This is a genomic window from Streptomyces sp. NPDC053432 (assembly GCF_055585365.1).
In genome coordinates, this window is record NZ_JBVJKF010000007.1 from 1 (window position 1) to 16,480 (window position 16,480).

The 16,480-nt window shown below is 72.1% G+C and carries 16 protein-coding genes; 10 read left to right on the forward strand and 6 right to left on the reverse strand.

Annotated features, from left to right (window positions below; all coding sequences use genetic code 11):
* Positions 1 to 337: 337 nt before the first annotated feature.
* On the reverse strand, positions 338 to 1,930 hold the full coding sequence (locus ACZ6Y1_RS13780) for a class I adenylate-forming enzyme family protein (protein ID WP_469627504.1): 1,593 nt from the start codon (positions 1,928 to 1,930) through the stop codon (positions 338 to 340).
* A gap of 155 nt (positions 1,931 to 2,085) precedes the next feature.
* Between ACZ6Y1_RS13780 and ACZ6Y1_RS13785 the strand changes: the two genes are divergently transcribed.
* From ACZ6Y1_RS13785 to ACZ6Y1_RS13810, 6 genes are all read left to right on the forward strand, one after another.
* Positions 2,086 to 3,294, forward strand: a complete 1,209-nt coding sequence (locus tag ACZ6Y1_RS13785) for an amidohydrolase family protein (protein ID WP_469627507.1) — start codon at positions 2,086 to 2,088, stop codon at positions 3,292 to 3,294.
* The gene (locus ACZ6Y1_RS13790) at positions 3,294 to 4,448 is read left to right on the forward strand and encodes an acyl-CoA dehydrogenase (RefSeq protein WP_469627509.1); all 1,155 of its coding nucleotides are present in this window, start codon (positions 3,294 to 3,296) and stop codon (positions 4,446 to 4,448) included. Before ACZ6Y1_RS13785 ends, ACZ6Y1_RS13790 begins: the two co-directional genes overlap by 1 nt.
* Before the next feature lie 5 nt (positions 4,449 to 4,453).
* Positions 4,454 to 5,374 (forward strand): acyl-CoA dehydrogenase family protein, encoded by a 921-nt coding sequence (locus ACZ6Y1_RS13795; protein ID WP_469627512.1) that lies wholly within the window; start codon positions 4,454 to 4,456, stop codon positions 5,372 to 5,374.
* Positions 5,375 to 5,693: 319 nt separating this feature from the next.
* Positions 5,694 to 6,158, forward strand: coding sequence for an ATP-binding protein (locus tag ACZ6Y1_RS13800; protein ID WP_469627515.1), 465 nt, complete (start codon positions 5,694 to 5,696; stop codon positions 6,156 to 6,158).
* Between the two features lie 304 nt (positions 6,159 to 6,462).
* Positions 6,463 to 6,870: a VOC family protein gene (locus ACZ6Y1_RS13805; RefSeq protein ID WP_469627518.1), complete on the forward strand. Its 408-nt coding sequence runs from the start codon at positions 6,463 to 6,465 to the stop codon at positions 6,868 to 6,870.
* A 125-nt stretch (positions 6,871 to 6,995) separates the two neighbouring features.
* Positions 6,996 to 7,310 (forward strand): hypothetical protein, encoded by a 315-nt coding sequence (locus ACZ6Y1_RS13810; protein WP_469627522.1) that lies wholly within the window; start codon positions 6,996 to 6,998, stop codon positions 7,308 to 7,310.
* A gap of 84 nt (positions 7,311 to 7,394) precedes the next feature.
* Here the strand turns inward: ACZ6Y1_RS13810 and ACZ6Y1_RS13815 are convergent, their stop codons facing one another.
* Positions 7,395 to 8,099: a hypothetical protein gene (locus ACZ6Y1_RS13815; RefSeq protein WP_469627525.1), complete on the reverse strand. Its 705-nt coding sequence runs from the start codon at positions 8,097 to 8,099 to the stop codon at positions 7,395 to 7,397.
* A gap of 302 nt (positions 8,100 to 8,401) precedes the next feature.
* Positions 8,402 to 9,328, reverse strand: a complete 927-nt coding sequence (locus ACZ6Y1_RS13820) for a cyclase family protein (RefSeq protein ID WP_469627528.1) — start codon at positions 9,326 to 9,328, stop codon at positions 8,402 to 8,404.
* A 97-nt stretch (positions 9,329 to 9,425) separates the two neighbouring features.
* On the opposite strand from ACZ6Y1_RS13820, the gene ACZ6Y1_RS13825 reads away from it, so the two are divergent.
* Genes ACZ6Y1_RS13825 through ACZ6Y1_RS13835 form a run of 3 tightly spaced genes read left to right on the forward strand, consistent with a single transcriptional unit; the run spans position 9,426 to position 12,629 of the window.
* Positions 9,426 to 10,337, forward strand: coding sequence for an SDR family oxidoreductase (locus tag ACZ6Y1_RS13825; protein WP_469627531.1), 912 nt, complete (start codon positions 9,426 to 9,428; stop codon positions 10,335 to 10,337).
* Positions 10,338 to 10,350: 13 nt separating this feature from the next.
* Positions 10,351 to 11,565 carry an acyl-CoA dehydrogenase family protein gene (locus ACZ6Y1_RS13830; protein WP_469627534.1) on the forward strand — a complete coding sequence of 405 codons (1,215 nt, stop codon included), beginning with the start codon at positions 10,351 to 10,353 and terminating at the stop codon, positions 11,563 to 11,565.
* Positions 11,562 to 12,629 carry a Zn-dependent alcohol dehydrogenase gene (locus tag ACZ6Y1_RS13835; RefSeq protein WP_469627536.1) on the forward strand — a complete coding sequence of 356 codons (1,068 nt, stop codon included), beginning with the start codon at positions 11,562 to 11,564 and terminating at the stop codon, positions 12,627 to 12,629. Before ACZ6Y1_RS13830 ends, ACZ6Y1_RS13835 begins: the two co-directional genes overlap by 4 nt.
* An 82-nt stretch (positions 12,630 to 12,711) precedes the next feature.
* Here ACZ6Y1_RS13835 and ACZ6Y1_RS13840 read toward each other — a convergent pair whose 3' ends face one another.
* Complete coding sequence (locus ACZ6Y1_RS13840; RefSeq protein ID WP_469627540.1) at positions 12,712 to 13,647, reverse strand: D-alanyl-D-alanine carboxypeptidase family protein; 936 nt, start codon at positions 13,645 to 13,647, stop codon at positions 12,712 to 12,714.
* 125 nt (positions 13,648 to 13,772) lie between these two features.
* On the reverse strand, positions 13,773 to 14,399 hold the full coding sequence (locus ACZ6Y1_RS13845) for a flavin reductase family protein (protein WP_469628273.1): 627 nt from the start codon (positions 14,397 to 14,399) through the stop codon (positions 13,773 to 13,775).
* 254 nt (positions 14,400 to 14,653) lie between these two features.
* Between ACZ6Y1_RS13845 and ACZ6Y1_RS13850 the strand changes: the two genes are divergently transcribed.
* On the forward strand, positions 14,654 to 15,448 hold the full coding sequence (locus ACZ6Y1_RS13850; RefSeq protein WP_469627543.1) for a VOC family protein: 795 nt from the start codon (positions 14,654 to 14,656) through the stop codon (positions 15,446 to 15,448).
* A 17-nt stretch (positions 15,449 to 15,465) separates the two neighbouring features.
* Here ACZ6Y1_RS13850 and ACZ6Y1_RS13855 read toward each other — a convergent pair whose 3' ends face one another.
* The gene (locus ACZ6Y1_RS13855) at positions 15,466 to 16,266 is read right to left on the reverse strand and encodes an enoyl-CoA hydratase/isomerase family protein (RefSeq protein ID WP_469627545.1); all 801 of its coding nucleotides are present in this window, start codon (positions 16,264 to 16,266) and stop codon (positions 15,466 to 15,468) included.
* Between the last annotated feature and the right edge of the window lie 214 nt (positions 16,267 to 16,480).

Here is a 16,480-nt window from a genome sequence, read left to right on the forward strand (position 1 = left end):
GAGCGCCCTTGACAGGGCGGCCCGACGCGGAAGGACTATGGGACTGACGGGAAATCCCCAACCCTTCCTCGCTCCCGACCGGCCGGGGCACCGCCACGCCCGTCTGCCTGTTGCCTGCCGGCTTTCCGCTCGCCTCCCCGGGCGTCCCGCCGCCACCCGCAGTCCGGCCCCCGCGCACTGAAGCGACGTACCAGCCCCCCACCCGCACCCGGCAGGCGGGCAGGCGGGCAGGCGGGTGGGCAGCCGCCGCGTGCAGGGTTGGGGGTCGAGGGGGTTGAGGTCCGACCGGGCGTCATCTCGTACCCCCGCCTCCGCCCCCGCCCCGCCCCCCTCCCCCTCAGGCGTACCGCTCCCGCAGTTTGTACTTCAGGACCTTGCGCAGGGCGTCGTTGCGGGGGAGGGAGTCCAGGAGTTCCAGCTGCTCGGGGAGTTTGTGGGGGGACAGGCCCTGGGCGCGGAGGTAGGACGTGAGCTGGGGGAGGGTCAGGGGGGCCGTGCCCGGGGGTTGTTCGACGACCGCGCAGACGCGTTCGCCGCGGGTGGGGTCGGGGAGGCCGATGACCGCCACGTCCGCCACGGCCGGGAGCTGGTGGAGGAGGTCCTCGATCTCCTTCGCCGAGATGTTCTCGCCCTTGCGGATGATGACGTCCTTGCTGCGGCCGGTGAGGACCAGGTAGCCGTCCGGGGTGAGGTGGCCGAGGTCGCCCGTGATCAGGTAGCCGTCCTGGTCGAAGACCTCTGCCGACTGGTCGGCGTTCAGGTAGCCCTGGCAGACCGCTTCGCCGCGCAGGCGGACCTCCCCGTCCGTGTCCGGGGGGAGCGGGGTGCCCTCGGGGGTGGTGATGCGGATCGACATGCCCTCCGGGGGGCAGCCCTCGGTGGTGGCGAGGTTTTCGGGGGTGTCGTCCGGGGCCCCCATGGTGATCATCGGGACCTCGGTCATGCCGTAGCCGTGGGTGAGCTGGCAGCCCAGTTCGCGTACGACGGCGTGGTAGATCTCCGGCGGTTTGGGGGCGCCGCCGCCCGCGAGGAGGCGCAGGGTGGGGATGAGGCGGGTGGCGGGGTCCTTGCGCTGCTCGGTGAGGAACATCGAGTAGAAGGCCGTGGAGCCGCCGGCGACGGTGACGCCGTGGCGGCGGTAGCCGTCGAGGGCGTCGGGCATCGCGAACTTCTCGAAGAGGACGGCCGGGAAGCCGTAGAGGAGGAGCATCACGGTGTAGTCGGGCCCGGCTATGTGCGCGAAGGGGAAGGCCATCGAGCCGACGTCCGACGGGGTCAGGTGCAGGGCGTGCGCGAGGCAGGAGCCGCCGGCGATCAGGGAGCGGTCGGTGTGCAGCACGCCCTTGGGGTCGGAGGTGGTGCCGGAGGTCCAGTAGATCCACCGGACGTCGGTGCCGGAGGCGGGCGGCGGGGGGAGCAGATCCGGATCGCCGTCGGGGAGGCTGTCGTACGCCTCGAAGACGCCGCGCGCGCCGAGCCGGGAGGCCATCGCGGTGTGGTCGTACCCGCGCCAGGTGCCGGGGACGGCGAAGAACTCGGCCTTGGACTCGCGCAGCGCGAAGCCGACCTCCCGGTCCCGGTAGAAGGGGATGACGGGGGACTGGACGGCGCCGATGCGGGCGAGGGCGAGCGAGAGGAGCACGGTCTCGATGCGGGTGGGCAGCTGCCAGGCGACGACGGTGCCGGGGCGTACACCCATGTCGTAGAGGCCGGCGGCGACGCGTTCGGCGCGGTCGCGGAGTTCGCCGAAGGTGAGCGTGCGGTCGGCGGCGGGGTCCTCGGCGGCCTCGATGAGGGCGGTGGTGCGGGGGCTGAGCGCCGCCCGGCGGGTGACGAGTTCCCAGAGGGTGGCGCTGCGGCTCAGTTCGGTGGCCGTGGCGGTGTCGCCCGTGCTCCGCTCGCCGCCGGCCGCGTCCGTCGTCTCCGGCATCCCAGACCTCCCCATAGCTGACGGATAGTCAGATCAAGCGGAGAGCGTAGAGCGCTGACGCTTGTCGGTCCAGGGGTGGCGAGGCTAGCTTGTTTCTGACGATCCATCAGATTGATGGGTGAGAGATGCGTGTACGGGAAATGGGGAGACGGCCAATGGGACTGGAACTGCCTCGGATCATCAGCGTCGACGACCACGTGATCGAACCCGCCCACCTCTTCGACGTCTGGCTGCCGGCCAAGTACCGCGACCGGGGTCCCAAGGCGCTCACCGCCGGCATCGGCGAGCTGGAGTACACCGGCGGCAAGTACGTGATCACCATGGACCCCGACGGCCCACCCACCGACTGGTGGATCTACGAGGACCTCAAGTTCCCGTACAAGCGCAACATCGCCGCCGTCGGCTTCGACCGCGACGACATGACCCTGGAGGGGATCACCCGCGAGGAGATGCGGCGCGGCTGCTGGGACCCCAAGGCCCGGCTCGCCGACATGGACCTCAACCACGTGGAGGCCTCCCTGTGCTTCCCGACCTTCCCGCGCTTCTGCGGGCAGACCTTCGCGGAGGCCCACGACAAGGAAGTCGCCCTCGCCTGCGTGCGCGCGTACAACGACTGGATGGTCGAGGAGTGGTGCGGTGACAGCGGCGGCCGGCTGATCCCGCTCTGCATCATCCCGCTCTGGGACATCGACCTGGCCGTGGCCGAGATCCGGCGCAACGCCGCCCGCGGCGTGCGCGCGGTGACCTTCTCCGAGATCCCGACGTACCTGGGACTGCCGTCCATCCACTCCGGCTACTGGGACCCCTTCTTCGCCGTCTGCCAGGAGACCGGCACGGTGATCAACATGCACATCGGGTCCAGCTCCCAGATGCCCGCCGCCTCCCCCGACGCACCGCCCGCCGTGCAGGCCTCGCTCAGCTTCAACAACGCCATGGCCTCGATGATGGACTTCCTCTTCAGCGGCGTGCTGGTGAAGTTCCCGACGCTGAAGCTCGCCTACAGCGAGGGCCAGATGGGCTGGATCCCGTACGCCCTGGAGCGCGCGGACGACGTCTGGCAGGAGCACCGGGCATGGGGCGGGGTGCGCGACCTGATCCCCGAGCCGCCGTCCACGTACTACTACCGGCAGATGTTCTGCTGCTTCTTCCGCGACAAGCACGGCATCGCCTCGCTGGACGTCGTGGGCCGCGACAACGCCACCTTCGAGACCGACTACCCGCACGTGGACTCGACCTTCCCGCACACCAAGGACGTCGCCCTCGACCACGTGAAGGGCCTCGACGACGAGACGGTCTACAAGCTGATGCGCGGCAACGCCATCCGCATGCTCGGCCTCGACCTCGACGCCGACCGGCGGCGCTAGTGGACCTCACCTACACCGAGGAGGAGCAGGACTTCCGGGCGCGGCTGCGCGAATGGCTCGCCAAGGTGCTGCCCGAGCTCCCCGCCAAGCCGGCCCCCGACGACTGGCCGGGCCGGCGGGCGTACGACATGGGCTGGCAGCGCAGGCTGTACGAGGCCGGGTACGCGGGCCTGCACTGGCCGCTCGACGCGGGCGGCCGCGGGGCGACCCCGACCCAGCACCTGATCTACCTGGAGGAGACCGAGCGCGCCGGAGCCCCGTACGTCGGCGCGAACTTCGTCGGGCTGCTGCACGCCGGCCCGACCATCGCCGCCGAGGGCACGGCGGAGCAGCGGGCGCGCTGGCTGCCGCCCGTGCTGCGCGGCGACGAGGTGTGGTGCCAGGGCTTCAGCGAGCCGGACGCCGGCTCCGACCTGGCCTCGCTGCGCACGCGCGCGGTCCGCGACGGCGACGAGTACGCGATCACGGGGTCGAAGATCTGGACCTCGCACGCGGAGGTCGCCGACTGGTGCGAGCTGCTGGTGCGGACCGATCCGGCGGCCCCGAAGCACCGGGGGATCTCCTGGCTGGCCATGCCGATGGACGCGCCGGGGGTGACGGTGCGGCCGCTGCGCACGCTCGCCGGGTCGACGGAGTTCGCGGAGGTGTTCCTGGACGAGGTGCGGGTCCCGGTCGCGAACCGCGTCGGCGCGGAGAACGACGGCTGGCGGGTCACCATGGTGACGCTGTCCTTCGAGCGGGGCACGGCCTTCGTCGGCGAGGTCGTCGCCTGCCGCCGAACCCTGGGCGAGCTGGCCACGGCGGCCCGGGCGAACGGCCGCTGGGACGACCCGGTGCTGCGGCGCAGGCTGGGGCGGCTGTACGGGGAGTTCGGCGCGCTGTGGCGGCTCACGCAGTGGAACGTGAGCGAGGCGCAGCGGGCCGGCGGGGTGCCCGGGATCGGCGGCTCGGTCTTCAAGCTGGCGTACTCGCACGCGCGGCAGGAGCTGTTCGAGGTGGCGGGGCAGGTGCTGGGGGCGTCGTCCCTGCTGCTGGAGGAGGAGTGGGTGCTGGACCGGCTCTCCTCCCTCTCGTACACGATCGCGGCGGGCACCTCGCAGATCCAGCAGAACATCGTCGCCGAGCGGATCCTCGGCCTCCCGAAGGGCCGGTGAGGGGCATGGACTTCCAGCCGACGCAGGAGCAGGGCGACCTTAGGGCGGGTGTACGGGACCTGCTGGGGGGCCGGTACGGGCGCGAGGCGCTGCGCGCGGCGGTCGATGCGGGCGCCCCCGTCGTGGACCGGGGCCTGTGGCGGGAGCTCGGCGAGGCGGGGTTCTTCGCGCTGCGCCTGCCGGAGTCCGAGGGGGGTGTCGGCCTCGGGCTCGCGGAGGCGGTGCTGGTCTTCGAGGAGGCCGGGCGGGTGCTGCTGCCTGGCCCGCTGGTGGCCACGCACCTGGCCGCCGGGGTGGTCCCGGGTGCGGCCGAGGGCACGGCGGTGGTGACGGCGTGCGACATCGGCGGGGGCCTGGTGGCGTACCTGGGGGAGGCGGACGCGGTACTGGGGCCTCCCGGGTCGCCGGGCGCCGGGGGCGTGCCCGCCGGCTCGCCCGTGCGCTCGGCGGACCCGCTGACACCGCTGCACCGGGTCTCCTCGTACGCGGACGTGTCGGCGTACCGCTCCGAGGGGGCGCTGCTGACGGCGGCGCTCCAGGTCGGCAGCGCGCTGCGGACGGTGGAGCTGGCGGTGCGGTACGCGGGGGAGCGCGAGCAGTTCGGGCAGCCGATCGGGGCGTTCCAGGCGGTGAAACACCTGTGCGCGCAGATGCTGGTGCGGGCGGAGGTGGCCCGTACGGCGGTCTACGCGGCGGCGGTGACCGGCGACGACGGTGAGATCGCGGCGGCGAAGCTGCTGGCGGACGAGGCGGCGGTGCGGGGCGCCCGGGACTGCCTGCAGGTGCACGGCGGGATGGGCTTCACCTGGGAGGCGGACGTGCACCTGCACCTGAAGCGGGCGTGGGTGCGGGCGGAGCAGTGGCGCACGGCGGCGGAGGCGGAGGAGCTGCTGGCCGCCGAACTCCTGCTGTCGGGCGCGGTGTAGCCGACCGTCACGGAGGGCACGGGCGGGACGACGGGGGACGCATGTCCGATTACGGAGAGTTGATATCGGTTTGTGTCCTTCGCCCGCCCTCCAACAGCCGGGAGACGCAGGCCCGCCACGATACGCTCCCACGATGCGAGCGGTTGAGCGGCGCGGGCGCCGCACAGTATGCACCACACCCACTCCATCGCGGGTGAATATGCCCGAAGCGCTTGTTGTGGTGACTGTACGTCAACCATGCTGCTCGGCAACGGGATCACGCTGGGTGATCCCATCCTGTCGCGAGGCGAAGTGTCCGCCGGTTCGGATGGTGTGAGCGGTGCAGGTGCTTCAGGTTCAGCTGGAGGTAGGACCGGACCCCGCCGAGGTCGGCCGGGCCCGCCGGTGGGCGCGCTCGCGGCTGGCGGGGTCGGGCATAGGGGATGACGAGCCGCTCGCCGAGACGCTGATCCTGCTGATCTCCGAGCTGGTCACGAACGCTGTGGTGCACACGGGCTGTCCGGCCGTGCTGCGGATGCTGTTCCGGGGCCCGGGCGTACGGGTCGAGGTCGCGGACGCGAGCGACCGGGGCCCGGCCAGGCGGCAGGCGGCCGGCGACGACACCAACGGCCGGGGCCTGGAACTGGTGGACGGCCTGGCGGACCGCTGGGGCTGGCAGCGCGAGGGCGCGGGCAAGCGGATCTGGTGCGAGGTCGACCGCGCGCAGAAGGCGGCGTCTGACGGGGCCACGAGCGGCCCGCCGAAAATTCACCCTTCCGGCCGGGAACCACACGTGTACCTCTAACGAGATATTGACGATCCGTCACATCTTGATCACCCTGGTGTGGAGCGATTCGACGCGAGGGGACGCCAAGGGCCTGCCTTGACGAGTGCGGGTCGCGGGGTGGCGGCCGCCGTGCCGCGCTCGGGGCGTGCATGCGCGCCGCCGCCACCCGCATCCACCTCCGCGAGGGCTGCGGCGACGGCGCTTCGGGACACCTCGGAACTAGGACAGTTCCTGGCCTGGTCGGTGGCTAGAGTCGGGCCCGGCCGTGGTGAGGGCGTGCGGCCGGGATCCGGTTTTCGGGGCGGCGAAGGAGCGGGCAGGGATGTTGCGAGGGCTTACCACGGTCAGTTTCTGGGCCGACGATCTGGGAGCGGCCAAGCGCTGGTACACCGAACTGCTCGGCGTCGAGCCGTACTTCGAGCGGCCCGGGTACGCGGAGTTCCGGCTCGGGGACTACCAGCACGAGCTGGGGATCATCGACCGGCGGTACGCGCCCGGTGGCGCGGCGGGCGGGGTCGGTGGGGCCGTGGTGTACTGGCACGTCGATGAGGTGCAGGCGGTCTTCGAGAGGCTGCTCGCCATGGGGGCGACGGCGTACGAGGAGCCGGTGCAGCGCGGGCCGGGGTTCACCACCGCCTCGGTGGTCGATCCCTTCGGGAACGTCCTGGGCGTCATGTACAACGCGCATTACCTGGAAGTGCTCGGTGAGACCGGGGCGGCCGACGCGTAGGGAGTGGGACACCTCGGTGCTGTCGGCTGCCGAGCACAGGCAGATCGCGTACTGGGAGCCGGAGACTCTGGGAGCCATGCTGTTCAATGCCTGGGATTGACGGCCGGGCGAGAACAATGGTGCTCGTGGAGCTCTTCGAGGAAGCCGTGGCCGTTCTGGGCGTCGAGTACCCGGGGGACGAACGGGGGCGCATGCTGCACTCGCTCGGGGTGAAGACCGGAGGGAAGTTCTACGCCTTCTCCACCGAGGAGGACGTCGTGGTGAAGCTGCCCGCCGTGCGGGTTGCCGAGTTGGTCGCGGCGGGAGTCGGCCAGCCGTGCGAGACGCGTCCCGGGCATCCGATGAGGGAGTGGGTCCGGCTGGTGCCGGCCGATGTGGACGGCTGCCTGGGGTACCTGCGGGAGGCGCGGGCGTTCGTGGCGGCGGCCGGCGGGTCGTGATCCTCGTCCCGGAGTCCGGCCCCCGGAGCCGTGCGGCCCCGCCGCCGGGTGGGCGGCGGGGGCGTACAGGGGTGGGCGGGGGGCCTAGCCCTCCGCGCAGATCACGTCGTACGGGCGGCCGACCGCCATCGTGAGCTGCATGGGTTCTGTGGTGCCCGAGGGGCATTCGCTCTTCGTCTTGACGAGGCCGAGGACCTTGTACGTGCCCTTGGGGGCGCCCGCGCAGGCGACTTCCTGGGCCTGGTCGGTCACGCAGTCGCCCTTCACCAGCTGGCCGCCGCCCGCGCCCGCGTCGCCGGGGTGGTCGCCGGCGAGGTTGCGGCCGCAGACGGTGTTGGTGGGGATGCCGCTGCTCTTGCCGCCGTTGTAGGAGATGCTCACTTCGATCATCAGGTCGGTGCCGGCCGGACACTGGATCGCGCCGGGGAGGATGCTGGCTTCCTTGATGTCGATGGCCTTGAAGGTGGCGCCCTTGGCGTCGCACTTCTGGGGCCGGTAGCCGTCGGGCTGGTTCTTCGGGTCCGGGCCGCCGCAGTCGCCGACCTTCCAGGAGCTGGAGGTGTCGGACGAGGACTCCGGGTTGCCGGGGTCGGAGGTCTTGACGGAGGGGGCGCCGAGGGTGGAGGAAGTCGAGGGCTTGCCGCCGCTCTTGCTGTCGTCCGCGAGGAGCGCCTTGGAGACGCCGTAGAGGGCCGCGACGATCACGAAGACGACCACGAGGACGGCGGCGGTGTTGTTCTTGCGGCGCGGTGGCGGCGGGGGCGGGGGTACCTGGTACGGGTTGGCCATCGTTCCTCCTGGGAGCGGCGGTGGGGACCGGGGGGTCTGCGCGTCGGATGATGACGACGGTGACGCGTCATGGACACCTCATGGTTCCAGGTGGGGGCGGACGGCCGATCGTTGGCTCCTGCAGGTGTGGTCACCGTGCGGGAAGAATGCGGGTGTGGCGTCGTTCGCGTCCGCTTCCGCCGGTCGGGGGGCCGGGACGGTGGCGGGCGGACCCGCGCCCGTGCGGCCCGAGCCCTCCGCCCGAGTCCCAGCAGCCCGTGAACGTCAACCCGCCCCGGACGCCGGAGTGACGGCGGCGGTGCTCAGAGGATGGCCACCGGGGCGACCGGGGTGCCCACCGCGCCGACGAAGGGTTCCGGCATCGCCGAGAGGAGGAAGGTGTACCGGCCTTCTTCTGCACAGGCTGTGGACAACTTTTCGAGATTCCAGTTCTGACCCTGGTGCATGCCCATCTCGACGAGGTCGAGGGCGTGCACCGGCAGCCAGAGGTTCTCGATCTCCGGCGGGAAGATCTCGAAGGTGAGGGTGTCGTTCGCGACCGCCGCGACGTCCCGCGCGTGGAACCACTCCGGGGTGCGTACGGACAGGCCGGGCGACGGAAAGCCGTAGCCGTGCTTGTCGCCCGCCAGGTAGACCTGGATCTGGCCGGTGCGGACCAGGACGATGTCGCCCGCACGGACCGTGACCCCGCCGAACTCCTCCGCCTCGGCCAGGTCTTCGGGCGTGACGGCGTGGCCGCCGGGCAGGCGGTCTTGACCCTTCGCGCGGGCCACGTCGAGCAGGACCCCGCGCGAGACGATGTGGCCGGCCTTGTCGATGCCGCTGAACTCGGCGCGGCCGTGCGCCGTGATCGTGGACGCCGGGCGGCCGTTCCAGATCCGGCCGGAGTGGGAGACGTGGGTCAGGGCGTCCCAGTGGGTGGCCGACTGGAGGCCCATGGTCACGGCGTCGTCGCTGCACGCCACCGTGCCCGGGCCGAAGAGCTCCTGGTTGATCTGCACCATCGTGTGCAGCGGGTTGATCCGGCCCGGGATCATGCCGGCCTGGACGCCGTCCTCCTTGAGGGGCAGGGCGAGCGGTATCCGGCGGCCGCTGCGGATCTCCCCCGCGGCGGCCCGGACGACCTCGTCGGTGATGAGGTTGAGGGTGCCGATCTCGTCGTCTGCTCCCCAGCGGCCCCAGTTGTTGACGCGCTTGGCGATGTCGTGGAACTCGGCGGGCAGGGTCATGGGCGTCGTCAGCTCCTTGCAACGGGGGCTTGTGCTCCGGCGTCGGCGTGCCCATAGAATCTAACGGTCCGTCAGAAAACGTGGGAAGGGGCCGGACGTGGGGAACTTCTTGGCAGGCAAAGTCGTCGCCGTCACCGGCGCCGGCCGGGGCATCGGGCGGGCCGTGGCACTCGCCGCGGCCGCCGAGGGGGCCAAGGTCGTCGTCAACGACTACGGCGTGGGGATCGAGGGCGGCGAACCGACCAGCGAGATCGCCGAAGGCGTGGTGAAGGAGATCCTCGCCGCGGGCGGCGAGGCCGTCGCCGTCGCCGACGACATCTCCACCATGGCGGGCGGCCAGCGCATCGTCGACACGGCGCTCGCCCGGTACGGCCGCATCGACGGGGTCGTGTGCGTCGCCGGCATCCTGCGCGAGCGGATGCTGTTCAACATGTCCGAGGAGGAGTGGGACCCGGTCGTCGCCACGCACCTCAAGGGCACCTTCACCGTCTTCCGCGCCGCCTCCGCCGTGATGCGCAAGCAGGGCACCGGCACACTCATCGGCTTCACCAGCGGCAACCACCAGGGCTCCGTCGCCCAGGCCAACTACAGTGCCGCAAAGGGCGGGATCATCTCGCTGGTACGCAGCGCCGCCCTCGGGCTGGCCAAGTACGGGGTCACGGCCAACGCCGTCGCACCCGTCGCCCGCACCCGCATGTCGGCCAACGTCCCCATGGAGCTCAAGGAGATCGGCGAGCCCGAGGACGTGGCCGCGCTCGTCACCTACCTGCTCAGCGACCGCGCCAGGGCGGAGGACATCACCGGGCAGGTCTACACGATCGCCGGCCCCAAGATCGCCGTCTGGGCGCAGCCGCGCGAACTGCGCGCCGCGTACGCCGAGGGCACCTGGACCCCGGAGAAGATCGCCGACTTCCTCCCCGGAACCGTCGGCAAGGACCCGATGCCGATGCTGGCCCAGCTGGAGGCCATGGCCAAGGCGGCGGCCGCCAAGGACCGCCCCAACGCCTGACGGGGGGAGCGCCGTGGATTTCGGCTTCGGGGCCGAGGACGAGGAACTGCGCGGCCACGCCCGGGCGTGGCTGACGGAGCACCTCGTCGGCCCGTACGCGCAGGCGGTCGGCCTCGGCGGACCGGGCAGCGAGCACGAGGAGGTCGCCGCCCGGCGCGCGTGGGAGCGCGAGCTGGGCCGCGGGGGCTGGATCGGGCAGGGCTGGGACGTGCCGGAGGGGGCGTACGGGCAGCGGCGGCTCTCGCTGACCGGGCAGGTGGTGTGGGCCGAGGAGTACGCGGCGCTGCGCGCCCCCGGCCGGGTCGGCCACATCGGGGAGAACCTCCTCGCGCCGACGCTCATCGCGTACGGCTCCCAGGAGCAGCAGGACCGCTTCCTCCCCGGCATCGCGGCGGGCGAGGAACTGTGGTGCCAGGGCTACAGCGAGCCCGGCGCCGGCTCCGACCTCGCCGCGATCCGCACGGCCGCCGTCCGGGACCCGGCCGACGGGCTGTACCGGGTCACCGGCCAGAAGATCTGGACCTCGCTCGCCCGGGACGCCGACTGGTGCTTCGTCCTGGCCCGCACCGAGCCGGGCTCGCGGCGCCACCGGGGGCTGTCCTTCCTCCTCGTACGGATGGACCAGCCGGGGCGGGTCGAGGTCCGGCCCATCCGACAGATGTCGGGGACCTCGGAGTTCAACGAGGTCTTCTTCGACGGCGCGGTCGCGGCGGAGGCCGTCGGCGCGGAGGGCGAGGGCTGGGGCGTGGCCATGGGGCTGCTCGCGCTGGAGCGGGGCGTCTCGACGCTGGTCCAGCAGATCGGCTTCGCGGCGGAGCTGGAGCGCGTACTGGCCGCGTACGCCGCTTCCGGCGCGGCGGGCGCGGACGACCCCGTACTGCGGGACCGGCTGGTGCGCCAGTGGGCGGAGCTGCGCACCATGCGGTGGAACGCCCTGAGGACCCTGGGCGCCGAAGGCGATCCGGGGGCGCCGAGCGTGGCCAAGCTGCTGTGGGGCGGCTGGCACAAACGGCTCGGCGAGCTCGCGGTCGAGGTCCGCGGCGCGGCGGCGACGGCCGGACCGGCCGGGGCGGCGTGGGAGCCCGGGCTGCCGTACGAGCTCGGGCTCGGCGAGGAGCAGCGGCTGTTCCTGTTCACCCGCGCCGACACGATCTACGGCGGCTCGGACGAGATCCAGCGCAACATCATCGCCGAGCGCGTGCTCGGCCTGCCTAAGGAGTCGCGGTGAGAGGCGTCGTATTCGACGGCAAGCAGGCGCAGGTGGTCGATGACCTGGAGATCCGGGACCCGGGGCCGGGGGAGGTGCTCGTCGCGATATCGGCGGCCGGGCTGTGCCACAGCGACCTGTCGGTGATCGACGGGACGATCCCCTTCCCGCCTCCGGTGGTTCTCGGCCACGAGGGCGCGGGGGTCGTGGAGGCGGTCGGCTCCGGGGTCACGCACGTGGCGCCCGGGGACCACGTGGCCCTGTCCACGCTGGCCAACTGCGGGGCGTGCGCGGACTGCGACCGGGGGCGGCCCACGATGTGCCGCAAGGCGATCGGGATGCCCGGGCAGCCCTTCTCGCGGGGCGGGAAGCCGCTGTTCCAGTTCGCGTCGAACTCGGCCTTCGCTGAGCGCACGATCGTCAAGGCCGTACAGGCGGTGAAGATCCCGGCGGACATCCCGCCGACCTCGGCGGCGCTGATCGGCTGCGGGGTCCTGACGGGCGTGGGCGCGGCCTTGAACCGGGCGCGCGTGGACCGTGGCGAGTCGGTCGTCGTCATCGGCACCGGCGGGATCGGGCTGAACGTGCTCCAGGGCGCGCGGATCGCGGGCGCCACCACCATCGTGGCGGTCGACGCGAACCCGGCGAAGGAGGCGGTGGCCCGCCGGTTCGGGGCCACGCACTTCATCGACGCGTCGGCTGTCGCGGACTCCTCGGCCGCGGTGAGGGAGATCCTCCCGACCGGGGCGGACCACGCCTTCGAGTGCGTGGGCAACGTCAAGCTGATCCGCCAGGCCATCGACCTGCTGGACCGGCACGGGCAGGCGGTCCTGCTCGGGGTGCCCGGCTTCAAGGAGGAGGCGTCCTTCCAGGTCTCCTCGATGTACCTGGACAAGACCATCATGGGCTGCCGGTACGGGTCCTCGCGGCCGCAGCGGGACATCGCGCTCTACGCCGAGCTCTACCGTCAGGGCAGGCTGCTGCTGGACGAGCTGGTCACGGAGGTCTACCCGGTCGAGGACTTCGCCAAGGCCGTCGACGACGCCCACCACGGGCGGGTGGCGCGGGGCGTGCTCACCTTCTGACCGGGCCGGGAACGACGAAGCTCCCCCGCCTGCGGGTGGTCGTAACCGCAGGCGGGGGAGCGTCAGATCATCAGCTCAGCCGTCAGTCGAGGACGTCGGGGATCGGCTCGGTGTTGCTGCGCTGCAGTGCGGCCCCGGAGCCGGCGCTCGCGCCGAGCGCCCAGTCCATGAGCTTCATGGCGTCCGCGTAGCGCTCCTCGTCGTTCAGCATGACGCCGATGACGGTCTTGCCGTTGCGGGTCGCGGAAAAGACGAGGCACTTGCCGGCGGCGGTGCCGGTGCCGGTCTTGACGCCGATGGCACCCGGGTAGGCGTAGCCGGTGGGACGCTCGCGGATGAGCAGGTTGGTGTTGTACCAGGTGGCGTCGGTGGAGGTGCCGCCGCTGCTGTACGAAGTGGCCTTCACGACCGCCTGGAACGTGGTGCTCCTCATCGTGCTCTTGGTCAGCTTCGCGAGGTCGCGCGGGGTCGTGAGGTTGTTGCCGGTCGGCGAGATGCCGTCGAAGGAGTCGTACGTCGTCCCGGTCATGCCCAGGGCCTTCGCCTTGGCGTTCATCTGGGCGATGAAGTCCTTCGTGCGCTCCGCCCTGGTCGCGCCCTTGCCGAAGGTGTCGGCGAGTGCGTAGGCCGCGTCGCAGCCCGACGGCAGCATCAGCCCGTAGAGGAGCTGGCGGACGGTCGGCGTGGCACCGGCCTTCAGGTGGGCGGTGCTCGCGCCCTCCCGGACGACGTAGTCCAGGTACTCCTGCTGGATGGTGACCCTCTTGTTGAGGTCCACACCGGGCGTACCGATGATGACGGCGGCCGTCATGATCTTCGTGGTGCTCGCGCCCTGCCGCTTGGTGTCGGCGTTCTTGGCGTCGAGCGTGGCCCCGGTGGTGCCGTCGATCAGGATCGAGCCCGCGGCCGTGTTCGGAGGCGCGGCGGCCGGCGCGGCCGAAGCGGCCGGTACGGCGGCGACGAGCAGGGCCCCCGTGGCGACGCTGACGGCGACTGCGCCGCGCGCGCGGCGCATCATATTCAAAATCAAGCCAAATCCCCCTGGATCAGTGGTAATCGAGAGGCCGGGACGACAGTGAGGTCCCTCGGCCCCCAGGGGGAGCTTACGCATCGGTAGCTTCGATTGCAGGCGGGCGGGTGTGCTCAGGTGCTGAACCGCCCGAACCTGCCCCTGTGGAACAGCAGTGGGCCGTCCTCGCCCGCCGCGCCCATGGCCTCGACCCGGCCGACGACGATGAGGTGGTCGCCGCCGGTGTGGACGGCGTGGATCCGGCAGTCGATCCAGGCGGGCACGTCGTCGAGCTGCGGTGACCCGGTCGCGGGGGCGGGGCTGTGGCCCACCCCGGCGAACTTGTCGGAGCCGCTGACGGCGAAGGCCCGGCACAGCTCGCCCTGTTCGGCGCCGAGGATGTTCACGCAGAACACCCCGGCGCGGGCGATGCGGGGCCAGGTGGTCGACGTACGGGCCACCATGAAGGTGACCAGCGGCGGGTCCAGGGAGAGCGAGGCGAACGACTGGCAGGCGAAGCCGGCCGGTCCGTCCTCCCCCTCCGCGGGCGGGGCGGTGATGACGGTGACCCCGCTGGCGAAGTTGCCGAGCACGGCCCGGAACTCGGCGGGGCTCACGGGTGCGCGTTCGTCCTCCCCGACGGCCCGCAGGTCGGGGCGCGGCAGAACGTCCACGGACTCCGCGTCCGCCGCGGTGGAGGTGGGGGAGCCTACTGACCTGAGGTATCGGACGACGGTGGCCGCCATCCCTGCGTGTCCCATCACATCACCGATTGAACCTGACGGAGCGTCAGATGGGAAGGTGCGGGACCCCGCGGCCGCCACGGCCATCCGCGGCCCCTTCTGCGACCAGTTCCGCGACCTGCCCTCCCTGCGGGGCGCCCAGCCGCGGCCGGGCCGGTACCTCCACTCGGGTGAAGGCCCTGTCCGGCGGGCGGCGGGTGCGGCGCCGCGTGCGCAAGGTTCGGCATCGTGTCGGGCGCACCCGAATCCGCCCCACCCTGGGAGAGTCGCCCATGCTCGGCACCGACTTCCGCACCGGATCACCCAACTGGCTCGACCTCGGCAGCCCCGACGTCGACACCTCCGCCGCCTTCTACCGGTCCGTCTTCGGCTGGGAGTTCGTGTCCGCCGGCCCCGACGCCGGCGGGTACGGGTTCTTCCAGGTCGCCGGGAAGACCGTGGCCGCGGCCGGACCCCTGCTGGAGGGTGGCGCGGCCTCCGCGTGGATGACGTACTTCAACACCTCCGACATCCGTGCCACGGCCCGGGCCGTCGGGGACGCGGGCGGGACGGTGCGCGCGGATCCCATGGACGTGATGGGCGAGGGCTGGCTCGCGCAGTTCACCGACCCGCAGGGCGCGCAGTTCGCGTGCTGGCAGCCGGGGAAGACGGCCGGCCTGGAGCTGACGTCGGCGGTCAACAGCCTGGTGTGGGTGGAACTGCACGTCCCCGAACCCGAGTCGGCCATCGCCTTCTACCACGGGCTCTTCGGCTGGCGGCACGAGGAGATGCAGGCACCCGGCATGACGTACCGGGTGCTGAGCACCGCCGAGGGCGACCAGCAGCAGACGTCCTTCGGGGGGGTCGCGCCACTGGGCGAGGGCGCGGGTGGCGCGTCGAACATGCTGCCGCGCTGGGTGCCGTACTTCAACGCGGCCGACGTGGACGCCGCCGCCGTGGCCATCGAGGGCAACGGCGGTGAGGTGCTGATGCCCGCCGTGGACGTGCCGGGCGTCGGCCGCATCGCGTGGGGCTCGGATCCGGCGGGGGCGGTGTTCGCGCTGCTGAGGCCGGATCCGCGGATGTAGGGGGTCTGGGCTGCCTTCTATCGGCCGAGGTACTTGGGCGTGCGGCGTTCCACGAAGCTCGCCACGCCCTCGTTCGCGTCGGCGGTGGTCATGTTGATCTCCTGAGCGGTGGCCTCGGCGGCCAGGGCGGTCGCCCGGTCACCGTCCAGGGAGGCGTTCACGAGCTGCTTCGTCATGGCGATGGCCCGGGTCGGGCCCTGGGCGAGGCGCTCGGCCCACTCGCGGGCGGTGGCCTCCAGGTCCTGGGCCGGGACCACCTTGTTGACCAGGCCGAGCCGCTCCGCCTCCGCGGCGGGGACGGCGTCGCCGAAGAACATCAGTTCCTTGGCCTTCTGGGGGCCTACGAGACGGGGCAGGAGGTACGCGCCACCGCCGTCGGGGACGAGGCCGCGGCGGACGAACACCTCGATGAAGCGGGCCGTGTCGGCGGCGAGGACGAGGTCGCAGGCGAGGGCGAGGTGGGCGCCGATGCCGGCGGCCGTGCCGTTGACGGCGGCGAGGACCGGCTTCTCGCAGTCGAGTACCGCGGTGATCAGGCGCTGCGCGCCGAGGCGGATCATGCGGGCGACGTCTCCGGCGACGCGGTCGGTGGCGGCGGGCCCACCGCGGAGGTCGGCGCCGGCGCAGAAGCCCTTGCCGGTGGCGGTGATGACGACGGCGCGGGTGGCGGGGTCGGCGGAGGCGTCTGCGAGCAGGGCGATGACGCGTTCGCGTTGGTCCCAGGTGAGGGCGTTCATGGCGTCGGGGCGGTTGAGGGTGATCCAGGAGACGTTGTTGTCGGTGCGGTGCAGGATCGTGGCGTCCGGGGCCTCGGTCATCTCTGAACTCCCGTTCGGGGTGTTGATGGTCGGCGGGTCGGCGGGTCGGCGGGTCGGCGGGTCCGCGGGTTGGCGGGTCCGCGGGTCGCGGGTGAGTGGTGCCGGGGTGCCGGGGTGCCGCTGCGCGGAGCCGCTCCCCGCCCCTTCTCCGTTTCCCGGGCTCTGCCCGGACCCGCGCCTCAAACGCCGGCGGGGCTGGGCGGCGGGCTTTGCT